Origin of the sequence: Bradyrhizobium sp. BEA-2-5 (genome assembly GCF_032918025.1) — a bacterium.
Taxonomy (GTDB): Bacteria; Pseudomonadota; Alphaproteobacteria; order Rhizobiales; family Xanthobacteraceae; genus Bradyrhizobium; species Bradyrhizobium pachyrhizi.
This window is the reverse complement of the sequence record NZ_CP136629.1, coordinates 5,494,436-5,508,490: the sequence shown is the minus strand read 5'-3', so window position 1 is coordinate 5,508,490 and position 14,055 is coordinate 5,494,436. Positions and strand designations below refer to the sequence as shown.

15 protein-coding genes are annotated in these 14,055 nt (G+C 63.0%); 9 read left to right on the top strand and 6 right to left on the bottom strand.

Going from position 1 to position 14,055, the window contains the following annotated elements:
- Window positions 1-107 precede the first annotated feature (107 nt).
- Entirely contained in the window at window positions 108-401 is a 294-nt protein-coding gene (locus RX327_RS26025) for an HdeA/HdeB family chaperone (protein WP_050387706.1), read from the top strand.
- Window positions 402-553: 152 nt separating this feature from the next.
- Here the strand turns inward: RX327_RS26025 and RX327_RS26020 are convergent, their stop codons facing one another.
- Window positions 554-1,015, bottom strand: a complete 462-nt coding sequence (locus RX327_RS26020) for a PaaI family thioesterase (RefSeq protein WP_317247535.1) — start codon at window positions 1,013-1,015, stop codon at window positions 554-556.
- A 40-nt stretch (window positions 1,016-1,055) separates the two neighbouring features.
- Entirely contained in the window at window positions 1,056-2,531 is a 1,476-nt protein-coding gene (locus tag RX327_RS26015; protein ID WP_317247534.1) for an amidase, read from the bottom strand.
- Window positions 2,532-2,751: 220 nt separating this feature from the next.
- Here RX327_RS26015 and RX327_RS26010 point away from each other — a divergent pair, with 220 nt between their 5' ends.
- The 3 genes from RX327_RS26010 (at window position 2,752) to RX327_RS26000 (ending at window position 3,684) form a co-directional block, all read left to right on the top strand.
- Entirely contained in the window at window positions 2,752-2,883 is a 132-nt protein-coding gene (locus tag RX327_RS26010) for a hypothetical protein (RefSeq protein ID WP_050387707.1), read from the top strand.
- A 167-nt stretch (window positions 2,884-3,050) separates the two neighbouring features.
- A complete protein-coding gene (locus RX327_RS26005) occupies window positions 3,051-3,356 on the top strand; it encodes a hypothetical protein (protein WP_028337112.1) in 306 nt (101 codons plus the stop codon).
- A 97-nt stretch (window positions 3,357-3,453) separates the two neighbouring features.
- The gene (locus RX327_RS26000) at window positions 3,454-3,684 is read left to right on the top strand and encodes a hypothetical protein (protein WP_317247533.1); all 231 of its coding nucleotides are present in this window, start codon (window positions 3,454-3,456) and stop codon (window positions 3,682-3,684) included.
- Between the two features lie 67 nt (window positions 3,685-3,751).
- Here the strand turns inward: RX327_RS26000 and RX327_RS25995 are convergent, their stop codons facing one another.
- On the bottom strand, window positions 3,752-3,955 hold the full coding sequence (locus RX327_RS25995) for a hypothetical protein (RefSeq protein ID WP_028337111.1): 204 nt from the start codon (window positions 3,953-3,955) through the stop codon (window positions 3,752-3,754).
- Window positions 3,956-5,289: 1,334 nt separating this feature from the next.
- Here RX327_RS25995 and RX327_RS25990 point away from each other — a divergent pair.
- Together RX327_RS25990 and RX327_RS25985 are read left to right on the top strand one after the other, a co-directional pair.
- On the top strand, window positions 5,290-5,475 hold the full coding sequence (locus RX327_RS25990) for a hypothetical protein (protein WP_317247532.1): 186 nt from the start codon (window positions 5,290-5,292) through the stop codon (window positions 5,473-5,475).
- Between the two features lie 419 nt (window positions 5,476-5,894).
- Complete coding sequence (locus tag RX327_RS25985) at window positions 5,895-6,377, top strand: hypothetical protein (RefSeq protein ID WP_050387650.1); 483 nt, start codon at window positions 5,895-5,897, stop codon at window positions 6,375-6,377.
- 38 nt (window positions 6,378-6,415) lie between these two features.
- On the opposite strand, the gene RX327_RS25980 is transcribed toward RX327_RS25985, so the two are convergent.
- Window positions 6,416-6,601: a hypothetical protein gene (locus RX327_RS25980; protein ID WP_050387651.1), complete on the bottom strand. Its 186-nt coding sequence runs from the start codon at window positions 6,599-6,601 to the stop codon at window positions 6,416-6,418.
- A gap of 631 nt (window positions 6,602-7,232) precedes the next feature.
- Between RX327_RS25980 and recA the strand changes: the two genes are divergently transcribed.
- From recA to RX327_RS25965, 3 genes are all read left to right on the top strand, one after another.
- Window positions 7,233-8,321 carry a recombinase RecA gene (gene recA, locus RX327_RS25975; protein ID WP_100176636.1) on the top strand — a complete coding sequence of 363 codons (1,089 nt, stop codon included), beginning with the start codon at window positions 7,233-7,235 and terminating at the stop codon, window positions 8,319-8,321.
- A 232-nt stretch (window positions 8,322-8,553) separates the two neighbouring features.
- Window positions 8,554-9,456: a hypothetical protein gene (locus RX327_RS25970; protein ID WP_317247531.1), complete on the top strand. Its 903-nt coding sequence runs from the start codon at window positions 8,554-8,556 to the stop codon at window positions 9,454-9,456.
- Between the two features lie 84 nt (window positions 9,457-9,540).
- Complete coding sequence (locus RX327_RS25965; protein WP_050387653.1) at window positions 9,541-10,539, top strand: hypothetical protein; 999 nt, start codon at window positions 9,541-9,543, stop codon at window positions 10,537-10,539.
- A gap of 34 nt (window positions 10,540-10,573) precedes the next feature.
- Here RX327_RS25965 and RX327_RS25960 read toward each other — a convergent pair whose 3' ends face one another.
- A complete protein-coding gene (locus RX327_RS25960) occupies window positions 10,574-11,005 on the bottom strand; it encodes an acyl-CoA thioesterase (RefSeq protein WP_050387654.1) in 432 nt (143 codons plus the stop codon).
- A 172-nt stretch (window positions 11,006-11,177) separates the two neighbouring features.
- Window positions 11,178-14,045, bottom strand: coding sequence for an aminomethyl-transferring glycine dehydrogenase (gene gcvP / locus RX327_RS25955; RefSeq protein ID WP_317247530.1), 2,868 nt, complete (start codon window positions 14,043-14,045; stop codon window positions 11,178-11,180).
- Between the last annotated feature and the right edge of the window lie 10 nt (window positions 14,046-14,055).

Genomic DNA, 14,055 nt, shown 5'->3' with positions numbered 1-14,055 from the left:
GATGCCGTGCTTGCGTTCGATGTAACGCATCGCTTACGGGTCGCGGGCGGACACGCTGGCTTTTCCGGCGACCGGTTCATTTCAGATCGTTGCCCATGGAGATTGCGATGAAGATCACTGCCTCGATCATGCTTGCCGCCGCGCTCGCGCTGTCGTCGGCACCGGCCAGCGCCACCGTCCTCGATCTCTCGACCATGACCTGCAAGCAGTTCGTCGACGGCGGCGACGACACCATCAAGATGGTGTTGGTCTGGATGGACGGCTGGTACAAGGGCGATTCCGACGAGGCGATCATCGACACCGACGTGTTCACCGAGAACGCCAAGAAGTTCGGCACCTATTGCGGAAAGAATCCGACGATCAGCATCGTCAACGCCGCGGAGGCCGTGCTCGGCAAGTAAATCTTGCAGCGTGATTAGCCTGAACCCTCATGGTGAGAAGCGCGGAACGCGCGTCTCGAACGATGAGGCCGGCCTGGTGGCCTCGTCCTTCGAGACGCTTGCTGCGCAAGCTCCTCAGGATGAGGAGATACACCGTCTATGATGAGAGAGGCCTATCCCGGCAGCATCGCGAACGCGCTCGACACCATCGCGACCGGCTTGCTGTCGGCAGCGGAGAGCAGCGTGACGCGGCCGAAGCTCATGGTGCGCCCGAGCCGCACCACGCGCGCATCCGCCAGCACGTCCATTGAGGAGACCGCGCGCATGAAATGCGTGGTCTGGTCGACCGTCGTCATGGGGCGGTAGCCGCGGTTGGCAGCGAGGATCGCGATCACCATGGCGGTGTCGGCAAGCGCCATCAGGGCCTGGCCGCAGACCACGCCGCCGTTCCGGCACAGCCGCTCCGAAAACGGCATGCGCAGGATGGCGCCGGGCTGCCAGTCGGCATCGCCGACGGCCGGGGCTGCGATGTCGAACTGCTCGATCGACAGATTGAGGTCCTGCACCCACGGCGCAAAGACGTCGCCGAGCACCCGTCGCGCGTCCTCGATCCCGAATTCACTGGCCTGCTGCATGACGTCCTGCTTCCTCCGTTGATTGTTCTCGATCTATGTCTCAATTCGGGGCGACATGCACGCCCGGCCTCTTGCCGTCGTTCCACTTGCCGTCGAGCGCGCGCTCGATCTGGGCGGCGAGTTGCAGCAAGAGGCCGTCATTGGCCTGCTTGGCGATGGCCTGGATGCCGAGCGGCAGGCCGTGGTCCTGGGTTGCCATCGGCATCGAGATCGCCGGCATGCCGCAGAGATTGGCGAGCGGCGTGAAGGCGAAGTTGCGCCAGAGATTGCCGAACCAGTCGAGTACGTCGGGATTATCGGAGATCGTGAGGTATTCCCTGGTGCCGACCTTCGGCGTCGGCAGCGCCGTGATCGGCGTCAGGATCACGTCCCACTGCTCGAAGAAGGCGCCGAAGCCGCGCGAGGTCGTGTTGAACACGCCCTGCATGCGGGCGCGATCGGCGAAGCTGAAGTCGCGGCCATGCTCCCAGATGCGGATGTTGATCGGCTCGATCAGCTGCGCCGGCGGCCGTTCGAGGCCGCGCGCGGCGAGCATGTTGCCGATCACGACGGCGAAATTGCTGATGTAGCAGGTGGTCTGTGCCGCGAAGGCTTCCCGATAGTCGATCTCCGGCAGCGCGTAGTCGACGTGATGGCCGAGGCCTTCGAGGAAGCGGCCGGCCTTCTCCAGCTCGGCGGCGATCTCCGGCGTTGCGGTGTAATCGCCCCATGTGTGCGACAGCGCAATGCGGAGCTTGCCGGGATCGCGCTTGATCATCTCGGAATAGGGTTGCGCCGTGGTCCAGAACGGCATGAACTCGCCGGGCGCGGGTCCCCTTGCGTGGTCGACGAAGGCGGCGGTGTCGCGTACCGAGCGCGACTGGCAGCCCTGGATCGAGACGAGGCCGGTGAGGTCGGACATGTGCGGGGCGAGCGAGAATACGCCGCGCGACACCTTCAGCCCGATATTGCCATTGACGCCGGCGGGAATGCGGATCGAGCCGCCGCCGTCGGTGGCGTGTGCAATCGGCACCACGCCCGCGGCGACCATCGCGGCGCTGCCTGCGGACGAGCCGCAGGTGGTGTAGTCGGTGTTCCAGGGATTGCACGTGACGTAGACGGCGGGATTATCGGCCGAGCTGCACACACCGAACTCCGGCGTCGTGGTGCGGCCGATCAGGTTGAGGCCGGCCTGGCGGAATTTTCCGGTCAGGAACGTGTCGGCGCTGGCGCGATTGCCGCGCATCAACAGCGAGCCCATCTCCTGGAGCCGGCCCTTCATGGTCGGCCCGAGATCCTTCATCAGGAAGGGCAGGCCGGCGAACGGGCCGGAGAGGTTGGCGCCATCCTTGGCGGGGTCGGCGATCACGTCCTCGAACAGCTCGACCACGCCCGACAGCGCCGGATCGACCTTGGCCACGGCGCTGGCTGCCTGCGACGCCAGCTCACGGGGCGTCAGCTCGCCGTTGCGGACGCGCTCCGCGAGCGCCGTCCCGTCGTGCTGCGTCCACTCGTCCCAGCTCATCGCCAAAGTCATTTGATCGATTCCTTTTCTGCTTTGTTGCGCACTGTAATTTGCGCGGCCGCCCGGTCAAACCAGTGCGCGCCGGCAGCCCGTCCGACGCGCGCTTGCGCTCCGACGCGCACTTGCGCTGCGCTCCGACGCGCACTTGCGCTGCGCTGCAAGCGCCGTGCCCGGCTTGAAAATGCCCCAGTTTCGGCGCCCAGTCGCCTCCTCACGAGTGGTGGGGGTGTACATGTTCCGCAGGTTGGTGTTGCTGGGCGGCGTGGTTGCGATCGGGCTTGCGCTCAGCGGTTGCACGCGCTGCGGTCCGATCTGGGACGACTGGATGCAGTCGCCGAAATCCTGCAAGTCAGACCATCTCTAGAGCATGATCCTAAAAAAGTGGAAACCGGTTTTCCGAAAAGATCATGCTCAAACAAAGAGATGATGCGATTCCGTGGAAACGCACCATGATCCAGGGCCGGGCAGGCGCGCTTGGCGGCGGCTTTCTTGGGGTGATATACCGCCGACGAAAATGCAGGGAGTATTCTCATGAGAGTTTTGTGCGCAGTTGCGGTTGCGGTGCTGCTGTCGGCACCGGCCTATGCGCAGATGATGCCGAACGTCAACCTGATGCCTGAGGTCAAGAGCAAGACCCAGGAGGAGAAGGAACAGGACGCGGTCAGGGACAAGGCCTACAAGGACTCGCTCAGCAAGATTCCCGATTCCAAGGGATCGTCCGATCCCTGGGGCGTCGTGCGCAGCGATCCGCCGAAGGCGGCCGCCCATCCTGCCAAGCCGAAGACCAAGACCGGAAGCTCGGCGCAGCCCGGAAGCGCCGCGCCGCGCAGCCAGTAACGCCCATTCGGGGCGACGCCGTCCATCTCCCGCAGACTCGGATTCTCCTGCCGCCGCCCCTATATTGGGGTGTCGTCAGTTGGTCCGGAGTTGCGGCATGGTGTCTCGTCCGCGCGATCTCGCCAGCCGGATGGCCGAGCGGCGAAAGCCGGACGACGGCTATCTGCGCGAGACCTTCAGCCTGCCACGCGATCAGGCCCGCGTGAGGGCGCGTGACTTTCTCAAGCGCTACCCGAAGGCGGCCTATATGAGCGCCGTCGAGACCTGGCGCGAACTGCCCGGCGGCGACATCGAGTTCACCATGCGGCGGCTGCCCAGCGCGGATTGAAGCGTTTTCGAGCGAAGCGCGCAGGCCAGCCCGTCAGGGCACCGGAGCGTGCACGATAGACTGTGCCTCAGTCCCCATTGCTGCCGCGGGTCCGTTCCCGCCCCAGATTGTTCAGCTCGCGATCGATCCGCAGCTGCACGCGGCGGATCGCCAGAAGATCGAGCTTCGCTTCGGTCTTGCCCGTGAAGACGCGATCGCCGATCTGGAAGCGCCATTTCCAGACGCCGGCCATCAGCTGAGTGACGCTGAACTCGATGCCCCTGTGGATCATCTGTAACGGTTCCGCGAATGAAGGGCGGTCGTCGACATTTAAACCATTAGTTGTAATAATGATCGGCACCCGTAAAAAGATCGTATGAAAGGCCGCGTCCGTTCGAACTGTCGTTGTGGATTTCGGATAAGGATTCGTCCGCCGGCAGCGTCGCCACGGAACGGTCGCCAGCCGTGTTGCCTGCGCAGCGCCGCGCATCCGCGCTGGTTGAGCAGGCCAATGTTACGAACACTGGCGGAACCCGAGTCTTCCATCGAAGGCTACGGAGTTTTTCCAGGGCTCAGGAGGGGTACGAAGGTAGTATGCAGATTGTGCCAGCCGCTATCGGACGCCGTCGCGCCTGTCAGGTTAACTTGTTGATTATCAGGGGAACTTCGGGCGCGAGGTGCATCGCACGGCCCGGAACTTTGTTCTTGGCCGGAGAACTACGGAATTTTAAACGGCCCCGACAGGGGGCCGCCAACCCGTCCCGGAGGCGGGTTTTCCTCCAGCAGTCGGGGGGCTACCTGTCTGGCTGGGGGCCCCCAAATAAGGGCACTGCCGGGTCAATTGTTCCAGTAAACATTCCGCGAGAACAGATCGCGACCCGCAGGAAGTTATGGGGCAAGAACATCTGAGGGGCCTTCTCGGTAGTCCTACCGAGAACATCGGCTAACCCTTGGTTGCGTCGGGGTTAATGGCAAACCAGGCCACGCCAAAAATTAAAGCGGGCCACTGTGGATGGAAACAGGCCGGCGCCGGTCTGCTGGTGCTGTCCTAGTTAGGACACTCGTCACGGGGAATTAGGACAACCCGGAAAACACCGGACAGACGCGGCTATCGAAATTTGCAATTCCTGCTGGCATTTCCAAAATGAAACAATTCGGAGAACTGTTTTGCCAGCTTGGGCCGAAGAAGAAGAACAGCTCCTGCTACGGATGATGCGCGAAACCGAGCTAACCCAGCGCGAGATCGCGCAGAAGCTAGGCCGCACCGAGGCGGCCGTGAGTGCGCGGCTAACGATAATCAGGAAGCGCCCAGCAGCGGGAACTAAGACCCGTTAAGCATCCGGGAAAGAGTAGCAACTGATTTACTTTTGATTCACCCAAGTTGGTTGACTAACTCCGGCGTTGATTTGATGATCCAAACCCTGGGCAGGGCTGTTTCATTAAGATCGATTTTCAGAGCCCAGAGGGGCCGTCTATTACCGAAAAGCGGCGGTTCGGCGTGAGAATGGAAATATAGAACGGCCCCAGCATTGCCCTCCAAGGGTGCTGGGGCCGTTTCTTTTGGAGCAGGGCGCGGGCGGGTGCTGTCCTAGTTAGGACACTGGCAGAGGGGAATTAGGACACCTGATGCCGGCGCACTTCTCCGACCGCCATGTTGAGAATTGGGATGTGATCGGCGGCGAGCTGTCGCTGAATGAGGCTAACGGCCCATCCCTCCGGGATAGCGTCGAGCACTCGGTCAACAGCTTCTTCGCGCGAAGTCGCAGCGAGCCAGATTTGGACCTCACCGTCATCGGTCGTCACGCGGACTAGATGAACCTCGGTCGCCTGTTGCATGAGCAATAAAAGCGGCATCGAGGGAATTGTTTCAAAAATCTTCGCTTAAGTTAAGCCTGGAACCGCAATTAGGGCGCCATCGCTGACATGCCTACTTTAATGCGGACACTAAGGCCGGAGCGCAAGCTCTCTGTATGTTCAGGCTCAGTCACCACGACGGCGTCGAGTACAGCTTCATGGCGTTGGCGGCAATATCGCTCGTAGCGCTCATCGTAGGCGTCGGCGCTCTGTTGATCGGATGAGCCTGTCTACTCATGGATGATCCAACCGCCTTGGCCTCAGCGTGTACCACCTCGCTGGGGCCGTTTCTTTTGGGCAAAGAAAAAAGCCTGGCTCGCGCCGGGCTTCGTTGTTCAGGCTGACTTGTGAGATAGCGCCGCTTTTCGGCTGCCGCGATGTCGAGAGCCCTTCAGCACCTCATTCACGCGACCGGGATTCACGTCATACGCCGCGATTCGATGTTGAAATTCGCCGTTCCAATGACGAATCCAGATATCCACAGCGTCATCGAATGTCAGCTTGCTGCCCTTGGCGTTGCCAGCACGTTGACCGACACGGCGCGCCGTGTGATGGAGCGCTCGGCTGAGCAGGCCGGATTTTATGAGGCTGGACGAGATCGACGCGTTCTACCCGGCTTCGTCCCAACCGAAGCCACGCCCGCCGACGTGAGCAACGATTCAAACGGTGGTGGGCTGGCGGTGGCGGCGGAGGAAGCGGCGGAGAGGATGACTTGCAACTTGATCCTCTGTTGCTTGCGCTCTTTGAAAAAGATTCCGGACCCTGAGAAGGGCTGGCCCGCTGCGCAACGGGTGCGTTGGTTCAAGACATTCACAATGAACGTCTCCCAAATCTATGATGGAGACGACGAGCCCGTCTAAATGAAGATTGAAGGACAGGGCCGCCAACTGAGGCAACCTTACTTCCTCTTGAGCAGATCGGCCAAGTCCGTCTCGAATATCAGTTGGGTGCGCTCAAAGAGGTCGAGAAGGTCGATTGAGTCTGGCAATCCGCTGCGGGCCACGATTTCCCGCTGGCGCTCGACGATGCGCCGGCCACCATCAACGTGGCGCTGTGCCTGAGCTATCTTTTCATCCAGCGTCATTGCCGGTTCCTGGCTGGAACCAGAGTGCGCCCAGAAACCAGAATACGCCAGTTACAAAATGCGGCCCAGCGGAGAGCGGACCTACTGTTCATCGTCAGGCGGAATGGGTTCGCGGGTTTTCCGGCCCAAGAATGTATCCGGCGGCGGATGGGTTTCGAGGACTTGGGTTGATGCATCGATGACCCGGCGGGACTCATCGATGGTTCTCTTATCGATGAAGACATTCGGCCGATGAATCAATGATCCGCGCACCACTGATCGCCTCCACGATCAACCTTGTTGAACTCCTCAATAACCCCTTAATACGCACTTCGTTCTCACACCGAGAAGCGAGGGCATAAGCTTTGATGTGCCTCAAAGCTTTGGGTCAAACGGAGAACACCGCCGGCCCACGCTCGGTAGTCCTACCGAGAACATCGGCTAAGCCATGGTTTCCGTTCGCTTAATCCGAACTAGGGCACTCTGGAATTCAAATTCGGACACGGGGGCTTAAATACGGACAGCACCGGGTCTGCCCGAAAGAACATATTGCGAACCTAGAACAAACGTGGTACGAGGTTCCAGTCAACAACGCATCTGATCTCGCCCGTTTGTCCCTCACGCGAATCCTCGCCATAAGGAGCACGACCCAATGTCCGCCACTGCGCTGCGTATCGTCGAAGGATCTTCCATGGACAAGAGTAAAGCTCTGGCCGCCGCGCTCTCCCAGATCGAGCGCCAGTTCGGCAAGGGCTCGGTGATGAAGCTCGGCAAGAACGACCGGTCCATGGACATCGAGGCGGTGTCCTCCGGCTCGCTCGGGCTCGACATCGCGCTCGGCATCGGCGGCCTGCCCAAGGGGCGCATCGTCGAGATCTACGGGCCGGAATCCTCGGGCAAAACCACGCTGGCGCTGCATACGGTGGCGGAAGCGCAGAAGAAGGGCGGCATCTGCGCCTTCATCGACGCCGAGCATGCGCTCGATCCGGTCTATGCCCGTAAGCTCGGGGTCAACATCGACGAGCTCCTGATCTCGCAGCCCGACACCGGCGAGCAGGCGCTGGAGATCTGCGACACGCTGGTGCGCTCGGGCGCGGTCGATGTGCTGGTGATCGATTCGGTTGCGGCGCTGGTGCCGAAGGCCGAACTCGAGGGCGAGATGGGCGATGCGCTGCCGGGTCTGCAGGCCCGCCTGATGAGCCAGGCGCTGCGCAAGCTCACGGCCTCCATCAACAAGTCCAACACCATGGTGATCTTCATCAACCAGATCCGCATGAAGATCGGTGTGATGTACGGCTCGCCGGAAACGACGACCGGCGGCAATGCGCTGAAGTTCTACGCCTCCGTCCGCCTCGACATCCGCCGCATCGGCGCGATCAAGGAGCGCGACGAGGTGGTCGGCAACACCACGCGCGTCAAGGTGGTGAAGAACAAGCTGGCGCCGCCCTTCAAGCAGGTCGAGTTCGACATCATGTACGGCGAGGGCGTCTCCAAGATGGGCGAGATCCTCGATCTCGGCGTCAAGGCCGGCATCGTCGAGAAGTCGGGCGCCTGGTTCTCCTATGACAGCCAGCGCCTCGGCCAGGGCCGTGAGAACTCGAAAGCATTCCTGAAGGCCAATCCCGACATCACCGCCAAGATCGAGACCTCGATCCGCCAGAACTCCGGCCTGATCGCCGAGCAGATTCTCGCCGGCACGCCCGAGCGCGACGCCGACGGCGAGGAGCCGGCGGAAGAGTAAGCCTTACCGCGAAGAGTTTTCGCGAGGAGCGGGCGCTGAGGACGTTGAGTTGCCGACGTCATCGGTGCCCGTTTCGTTTTGTGTGTCTTTCGTGAAGCAGTTGATCCTCAGCTTGCGGTGCTGATGCCACCGTGCGTAGCCGGAGAGCGTCGTGACGAGTCTGATCCTGGCGACAAGCGATCTCGCGAGCTATCGCCTGAGGCAGGCGGGAAGGGCGGATATCGTCGTCGGCTTGAGGCCGCGCTTCGTTTGGAGGAAAATGCCCTCGTCGGCTGACCTCACGACCCTGCTGGAACCGCGTTCTGCAAAGCATGTCGATTTCGACACGCACTGGCTCGACTTCGCCAGTTCAAGATGGACCGGCTCGAACGGTCGGGACGTCGGGCTTGTCGAGCTGTGTGAGCGTTGCGACAGGGTCGAGCTATGGGCCGATCCTCAGCCAAATGACCAGCTGGTGCTGGCCTGGTTGCTCGTGCTCCGCCCGCACCGCCACATCGTAGCGAAGCTCAAGCTGGTCCAGACCGATGTCGAGATCGGCAGGTACCGAAGTGAGAGCTCGGCGAAATGGCGATTGCCTGCACTTGCGGTGACGGATGATCGGTTGGAATTGGCCAGTCGCGCCTGGAACGCCTATCGCGCCCCGACGCCCGAGCCCTGTTTCGACCTTCTCATGCAGGATCTGTCGGCCATCCCGCAGCTCCGCGCGGCGCTGATTGCGTTGCTCGAGGAGCTGCCCGGGCGAGACACCGGCCTCGGCGCGTCCGAACTGCGGATGCTGGATCTAGTCGCCGACGGCAAGACAAGCCCACAGGTCCTTTCGAGCGAGCTGAACAGGGAGCGCGGCGTGTTCGATTTTCAGGAAGCGGAGCTGATCCTGGATCGGCTCGCCGATTGTCCATCACCGGTCCTGACCGGATTCCCCGCCGAGATCGAGGGGGCCGACGATTTGAAGGCCCGACGAGAACGACTCCTGTACAGTCGGTTGTCGCTCACCGATTTCGGCCAGGAAGTGTCGGATCGCGAGCTCGACTTCAGCCAGTACAACACGATCCATCGCTGGTGGGGCGGCACCGAATTGACCAATGAGCGGCTGTGGCGCTGGGATGCCGAGAGCCGCACCTTGGTCGCTCCATAGGTCTGTTCATTGGATCGAGGTGGAGCGCGCAAGCTGTCGTTCAACTGAACCAATGAATTGGCCTGACCCGAAAATGAACCCGTTATGAGCCGGCTCATCTTCACATTCACCGATAGCGGGGCGGGCGGCCTGAAGGCCGCACGGCTTGCCGATTGCGTAATTAGCATCGAGCATCGGTTTGTTTGCGGAAGATTGCCGGCCTCGGGCGATTTCGACGCCTTGTTCGCGCCCCGCGCAGCTGCGCACGGTACCGGGCCCCACTGGCTGGATAATCTCACCGGCAGATCGATTGAGGCCGCGCATCGTCAGGGTCTTGGATTGATCGAATTTTGCGAGCGCTTCGACGCCGTCGATCTGTGGGTCGGTCCCGATCCGAATTCACAACTGCAGTTGATTTGGCTGCTGGATTACTTGCGCCCGCATGCGAACGTCACATCCAGGCTTGCTGTATTCCAGACAAATCACATCATCGGCGAGCAGCAGCCGGCCGAGTTGGCCGCCTGGCAGCTGCAGCTCGTCCCCATCCGTGGCGACCACCTCGAAGCCGCCGGCGTTGCGTGGACAGCCTGGCGCGCATCGACGCCGGAAGCCTGGTTCAATCTGTTGAGGCAGGATCTCGGCGCACTTCCGCGATTGCGGAGTTCAGTCGTCGCGCTCCTGGAAGAACTCCCCTCGCGCGGCTCCGGGCTTGGCGCGACGGAAATGCGATTGCTCGAGTTGATATCCGCAGGCCATGTCCATCCGTACGAATTGTTTCCGGGGCACCAGAAGCTCAACGACCAGAAGACGTTTGACTATTGGGAGGCTGGAGCCTTGCTGGATGGTCTGGCCCATTGTCCTGTGCCTGTCATATCAGGCCTCGTTGAGGGGCCATTTGATCTTGCCATGCACGAAGATCCTGACCGGCACCAACGCTACAAGCGAAGCCGGCTTGCGCTGACCGCCCTCGGACAGGCAATCGTGGCAGGCGCCGGCGACTTCAGCCAGCACAACCCGATCGATCGCTGGTGGGGTGGTACGAAGCTTACCAACGACCGGCTGTGGCGCTGGGATGCCGAGAGCCGCACCTTGGTCGCTCCATAGGTTTGATCGACACCGCGCCGCCGGCAGGGCCGCGTTACGCCAGCGCCTTTTCGCGGCTCGCGATCAGTGCCCGCAAATCCTCGGTCACGGCGACCGACTGGTGCGTCTTCTGGTCGGTCGCGACCCAGATGATCTCGCCGGTGGCGCGCAGGTCATCGGAGCCCTTGGCGAAGATCGCGAGCGCAAGATTGATCGAGGAGCGACCGATCCGCGCGACCCGGACGCAGACCTCGATGTTCTCGTCGAACCGGATCGGCGCCTTGTACTCGACGACCGATTTCACGGTGTGGAAGTCGATCCCGGTCCGCGCCACCTCGCCGAGATAATCGTAGCCCAGCGCGCGGAAATATTCGGTGATGGCGGTGTCGAAATAGGTGAGGTAGTGCGCGTTGAACACCACGGCCTGCGCGTCGACCTCCGAATAGCGGACGCGAAACGGGAAATGGAACCAGAATTCCTCGCGCATGTTTCCTCCTGCCGCGGGCGGGCCAGTCCGTCATTCCGGGGCGCGACGAAGTCGCGAACCCGGAATCCAGAGGTCGTGGCGCGAGATTCCGGGTTCTCGCTTCGCGAGCCCCGGAATGACACCGAGTGAATCAGGCGTCAGAGACGCAACGCCACATAGCTGCAGTAGCTCCTTACTCCGCGGCTTGCGCGTAATCGCTCACCGGCGGGCAGGAGCAGACGAGGTTGCGGTCGCCGTAGACGTTGTCGACGCGGCCCACGGGGCACCAATACTTGTCGGTGCGCGAGACGCCGTCGGGGAAGCAGCCTTCGCTGCGGGTATAGGCCCTGTTCCAGGCATCGTCGGCGATGTCGTGGACGGTATGCGGCGCGTGGCGCAGCGGCGAGGCCTCGACCTTCCAGCGGCCCTTCTCGATCTCAGCGATTTCGTCGCGGATCGCGATCATGGCGTCGCAGAAGCGGTCGATCTCGAACTTCGATTCCGACTCGGTCGGCTCGATCATCAGCGTGCCCGGCACCGGGAAGCTCATGGTCGGCGCGTGGAAGCCGTAGTCGATCAGGCGCTTGGCGATGTCGTCGACGGTGACGCCGGAGGTGGTCTTCAGCGCGCGCGGATCGACGACGCATTCATGCGCGACGCGGCCCTTCTCGTTCCTGTAGAGCACCGGGAAGTGCGCATCGAGCCGTGCTGCGATGTAGTTGGCGTTGAGGATCGCGATCTCGGTGGCGCGCTTCAGGCCATCGCCGCCCATCATCAGGATGTAGATGTAGGAGATGGTCAGGATCGAGGCCGAGCCGAACGGCGCGGCCGAGACCGGGCCGACCGGTGCTTCGCCGTCTGTTGCGGGATGTCCCGGCAGAAACGGCGCGAGATGCGCCTTGACGCCGATCGGGCCCATGCCGGGACCGCCGCCGCCATGCGGGATGCAGAAGGTCTTGTGCAAGTTGAGATGGCTGACATCGGCGCCGTAGTCGCCCGGCCTGCTCAGGCCAACCTGGGCGTTGAGATTGGCGCCGTCGAGATACACCTGGCCGCCATGGGCGTGGACGATGTCGCAGATCTCGCGGATGTGCTCCTCGAACACGCCGTGGGTCGAGGGATAGGTGATCATGACCGCGGCGAGGTCGTTCGAATGCCTCTCCGCCTTGGCGCGGAGATCATTGACGTCGACGTCGCCGTTCTTCTCGCAGGCGACCACCACCACGTCCATGCCGGCCATCGCGGCCGAAGCCGGATTGGTGCCGTGGGCAGAGGAGGGGATCAGGCAGATCTTGCGGTGGCTCTGCCCGCGCGCGGCGTGATAGCCGCGGATCGCGAGCAGCCCGGCATATTCGCCCTGCGCGCCGGAATTCGGCTGCAGCGAGATCGCGTCATAGCCGGTGATGTCGCACAGCCATTTCTCCAGCCGCGCGAACAGCGCGTGATAGCCGTTGGCCTGATCCGCGGGCGCGAACGGATGCAGGTTGCCGAACTCCGGCCAGGTCAGCGGCATCATCTCCGTCGTCGCATTCAGCTTCATGGTGCAGGAGCCGAGCGGGATCATGGCGCGGTCGAGCGCGAGATCGCGATCGCTGAGCTTGCGCATGTAGCGCAGCATCTCGGTCTCCGAGCGGTGCGCGTGGAAGACCGGATGGGTGAGGAACGGGGTGGTGCGCTTCAGCGTCTCCGGCAGCGCCTCGCGCGTCCCGGCGTCGATCTCCGCATAGCTGAGCTTGCCGCCGAACACGCGCCACACCGCCTCGACGGTCTCCGGCGTCGTGGTCTCGTCGAGCGCGATGCCGAGCGTGGTCGCGCCGATGCGCAGATTGATCCGCTCCGCCTGCGCGCGGGTGACGAGCTCGATCTGCTTGCTGCCCGCCTCGACCGTCACGGTATCGAAGAACCCTTCGCTGGTCGGCGCAAAGCCGAGCTTGCGCAGGCCGCTCGCGAGCACGGCGGTGCGGCGGTGGACGTTGCGCGCGATCTGCGAGAGCCCCTCGGGGCCGTGATAGACCGCATACATCGAGGCGATCACGGCGAGCAGCACCTGCGCGGTGCAGATGTTGGAGGTCGCCTTCTCGCGGCGGATGTGCTGCTCGCGCGTCTGCAGCGCGAGGCGGTAGGCCGGCATGCCGCGGGAATCGACGGAGAGGCCGACGATGCGGCCGGGCAGCGAGCGCTTCAGCGCATCGCGCACCGCCATATAGGCCGCATGCGGTCCGCCATAGCCCATCGGCACGCCGAAGCGCTGCGCCGAGCCGATCGCGATGTCGGCGCCGAGCTCGCCGGGCGAGGCCAGCAGCGTCAGGGCCAGCAGGTCGGCCGCGACGATCGCGAGCGCGCCCTTGGCCTTCAGCGCTGCGATCGCAGGCCTGAGATCGCGCAATGCGCCCGACGTTCCCGGATATTGCAGCAGCGCGCCGAGCACGTCACTCTCGGTGAGATCGGTCAGGGGATCGCCGACGATCAGGGTCCAGCCCAGCGGCTCGGCGCGGGTCCGCATCACGGCCAGCGTCTGCGGATGGACGTCCTTGTCGACGAAGAAGGCCTTCGCCTTGACCTGCGAGTGCCGCTCCGCGAGCGCCATGGCTTCGGCGGCGGCGGTGGCTTCGTCGAGCAGCGAGGCGTTGGCGACGTCGAGCCCGGTGAGGTCGCAGATCATGGTCTGGAAGTTGAACAGCGCCTCCAGCCGGCCCTGGCTGATCTCGGGCTGGTAGGGCGTATAGGCCGTGTACCAGGCCGGATTCTCCAGGATGTTGCGCTGGATCACCGCGGGCAGGATCGTGCCGGAATAGCCTTGGCCGATCAGCGAGGTGAAGACCTGGTTCTGGGCTGCGAGCTCGCCCATATGCGCGATCGCCTCGGTTTCGCTGAGCGGCTTGCCGAGATCGAGCGGAGCGGCCTGCCGGATCGACGCCGGCAGCGTCTCGTCCATGAGCGCCTCGACGCTTTTCGCGCCGACCGTTTCGAGCATTGCGGTGACATCGCGCGCCGACGGGCCGATGTGGCGGCGGACGAAATCGGTGGCGGCTTCGTTGATCGGCTTGAAGGGCGCGTTCATGACGTGATCC

What these genes read in the sequence shown, in the direction of transcription:
- RX327_RS25985 (WP_050387650.1), top strand. Translation starts at nt 5,895, where the DNA reads ATGTCGAGAGCCCTTCAGCACCTCATTCACGCGACCGGGATTCACGTC.
- RX327_RS26000 (WP_317247533.1), top strand. Translation starts at nt 3,454, where the DNA reads ATGGTGTCTCGTCCGCGCGATCTCGCCAGCCGGATGGCCGAGCGGCGA.
- RX327_RS25965 (WP_050387653.1), top strand. Translation starts at nt 9,541, where the DNA reads ATGAGCCGGCTCATCTTCACATTCACCGATAGCGGGGCGGGCGGCCTG.
- RX327_RS25980 (WP_050387651.1), bottom strand. Translation starts at nt 6,601, where the DNA reads ATGACGCTGGATGAAAAGATAGCTCAGGCACAGCGCCACGTTGATGGT.
- RX327_RS26010 (WP_050387707.1), top strand. Translation starts at nt 2,752, where the DNA reads ATGTTCCGCAGGTTGGTGTTGCTGGGCGGCGTGGTTGCGATCGGGCTT.
- RX327_RS25995 (WP_028337111.1), bottom strand. Translation starts at nt 3,955, where the DNA reads ATGATCCACAGGGGCATCGAGTTCAGCGTCACTCAGCTGATGGCCGGC.
- RX327_RS26015 (WP_317247534.1), bottom strand. Translation starts at nt 2,531, where the DNA reads ATGACTTTGGCGATGAGCTGGGACGAGTGGACGCAGCACGACGGGACG.
- gcvP (WP_317247530.1), bottom strand. Translation starts at nt 14,045, where the DNA reads ATGAACGCGCCCTTCAAGCCGATCAACGAAGCCGCCACCGATTTCGTC.
- RX327_RS26020 (WP_317247535.1), bottom strand. Translation starts at nt 1,015, where the DNA reads ATGCAGCAGGCCAGTGAATTCGGGATCGAGGACGCGCGACGGGTGCTC.
- RX327_RS25960 (WP_050387654.1), bottom strand. Translation starts at nt 11,005, where the DNA reads ATGCGCGAGGAATTCTGGTTCCATTTCCCGTTTCGCGTCCGCTATTCG.
- RX327_RS25990 (WP_317247532.1), top strand. Translation starts at nt 5,290, where the DNA reads ATGCCGGCGCACTTCTCCGACCGCCATGTTGAGAATTGGGATGTGATC.
- recA (WP_100176636.1), top strand. Translation starts at nt 7,233, where the DNA reads ATGTCCGCCACTGCGCTGCGTATCGTCGAAGGATCTTCCATGGACAAG.
- RX327_RS26025 (WP_050387706.1), top strand. Translation starts at nt 108, where the DNA reads ATGAAGATCACTGCCTCGATCATGCTTGCCGCCGCGCTCGCGCTGTCG.
- RX327_RS26005 (WP_028337112.1), top strand. Translation starts at nt 3,051, where the DNA reads ATGAGAGTTTTGTGCGCAGTTGCGGTTGCGGTGCTGCTGTCGGCACCG.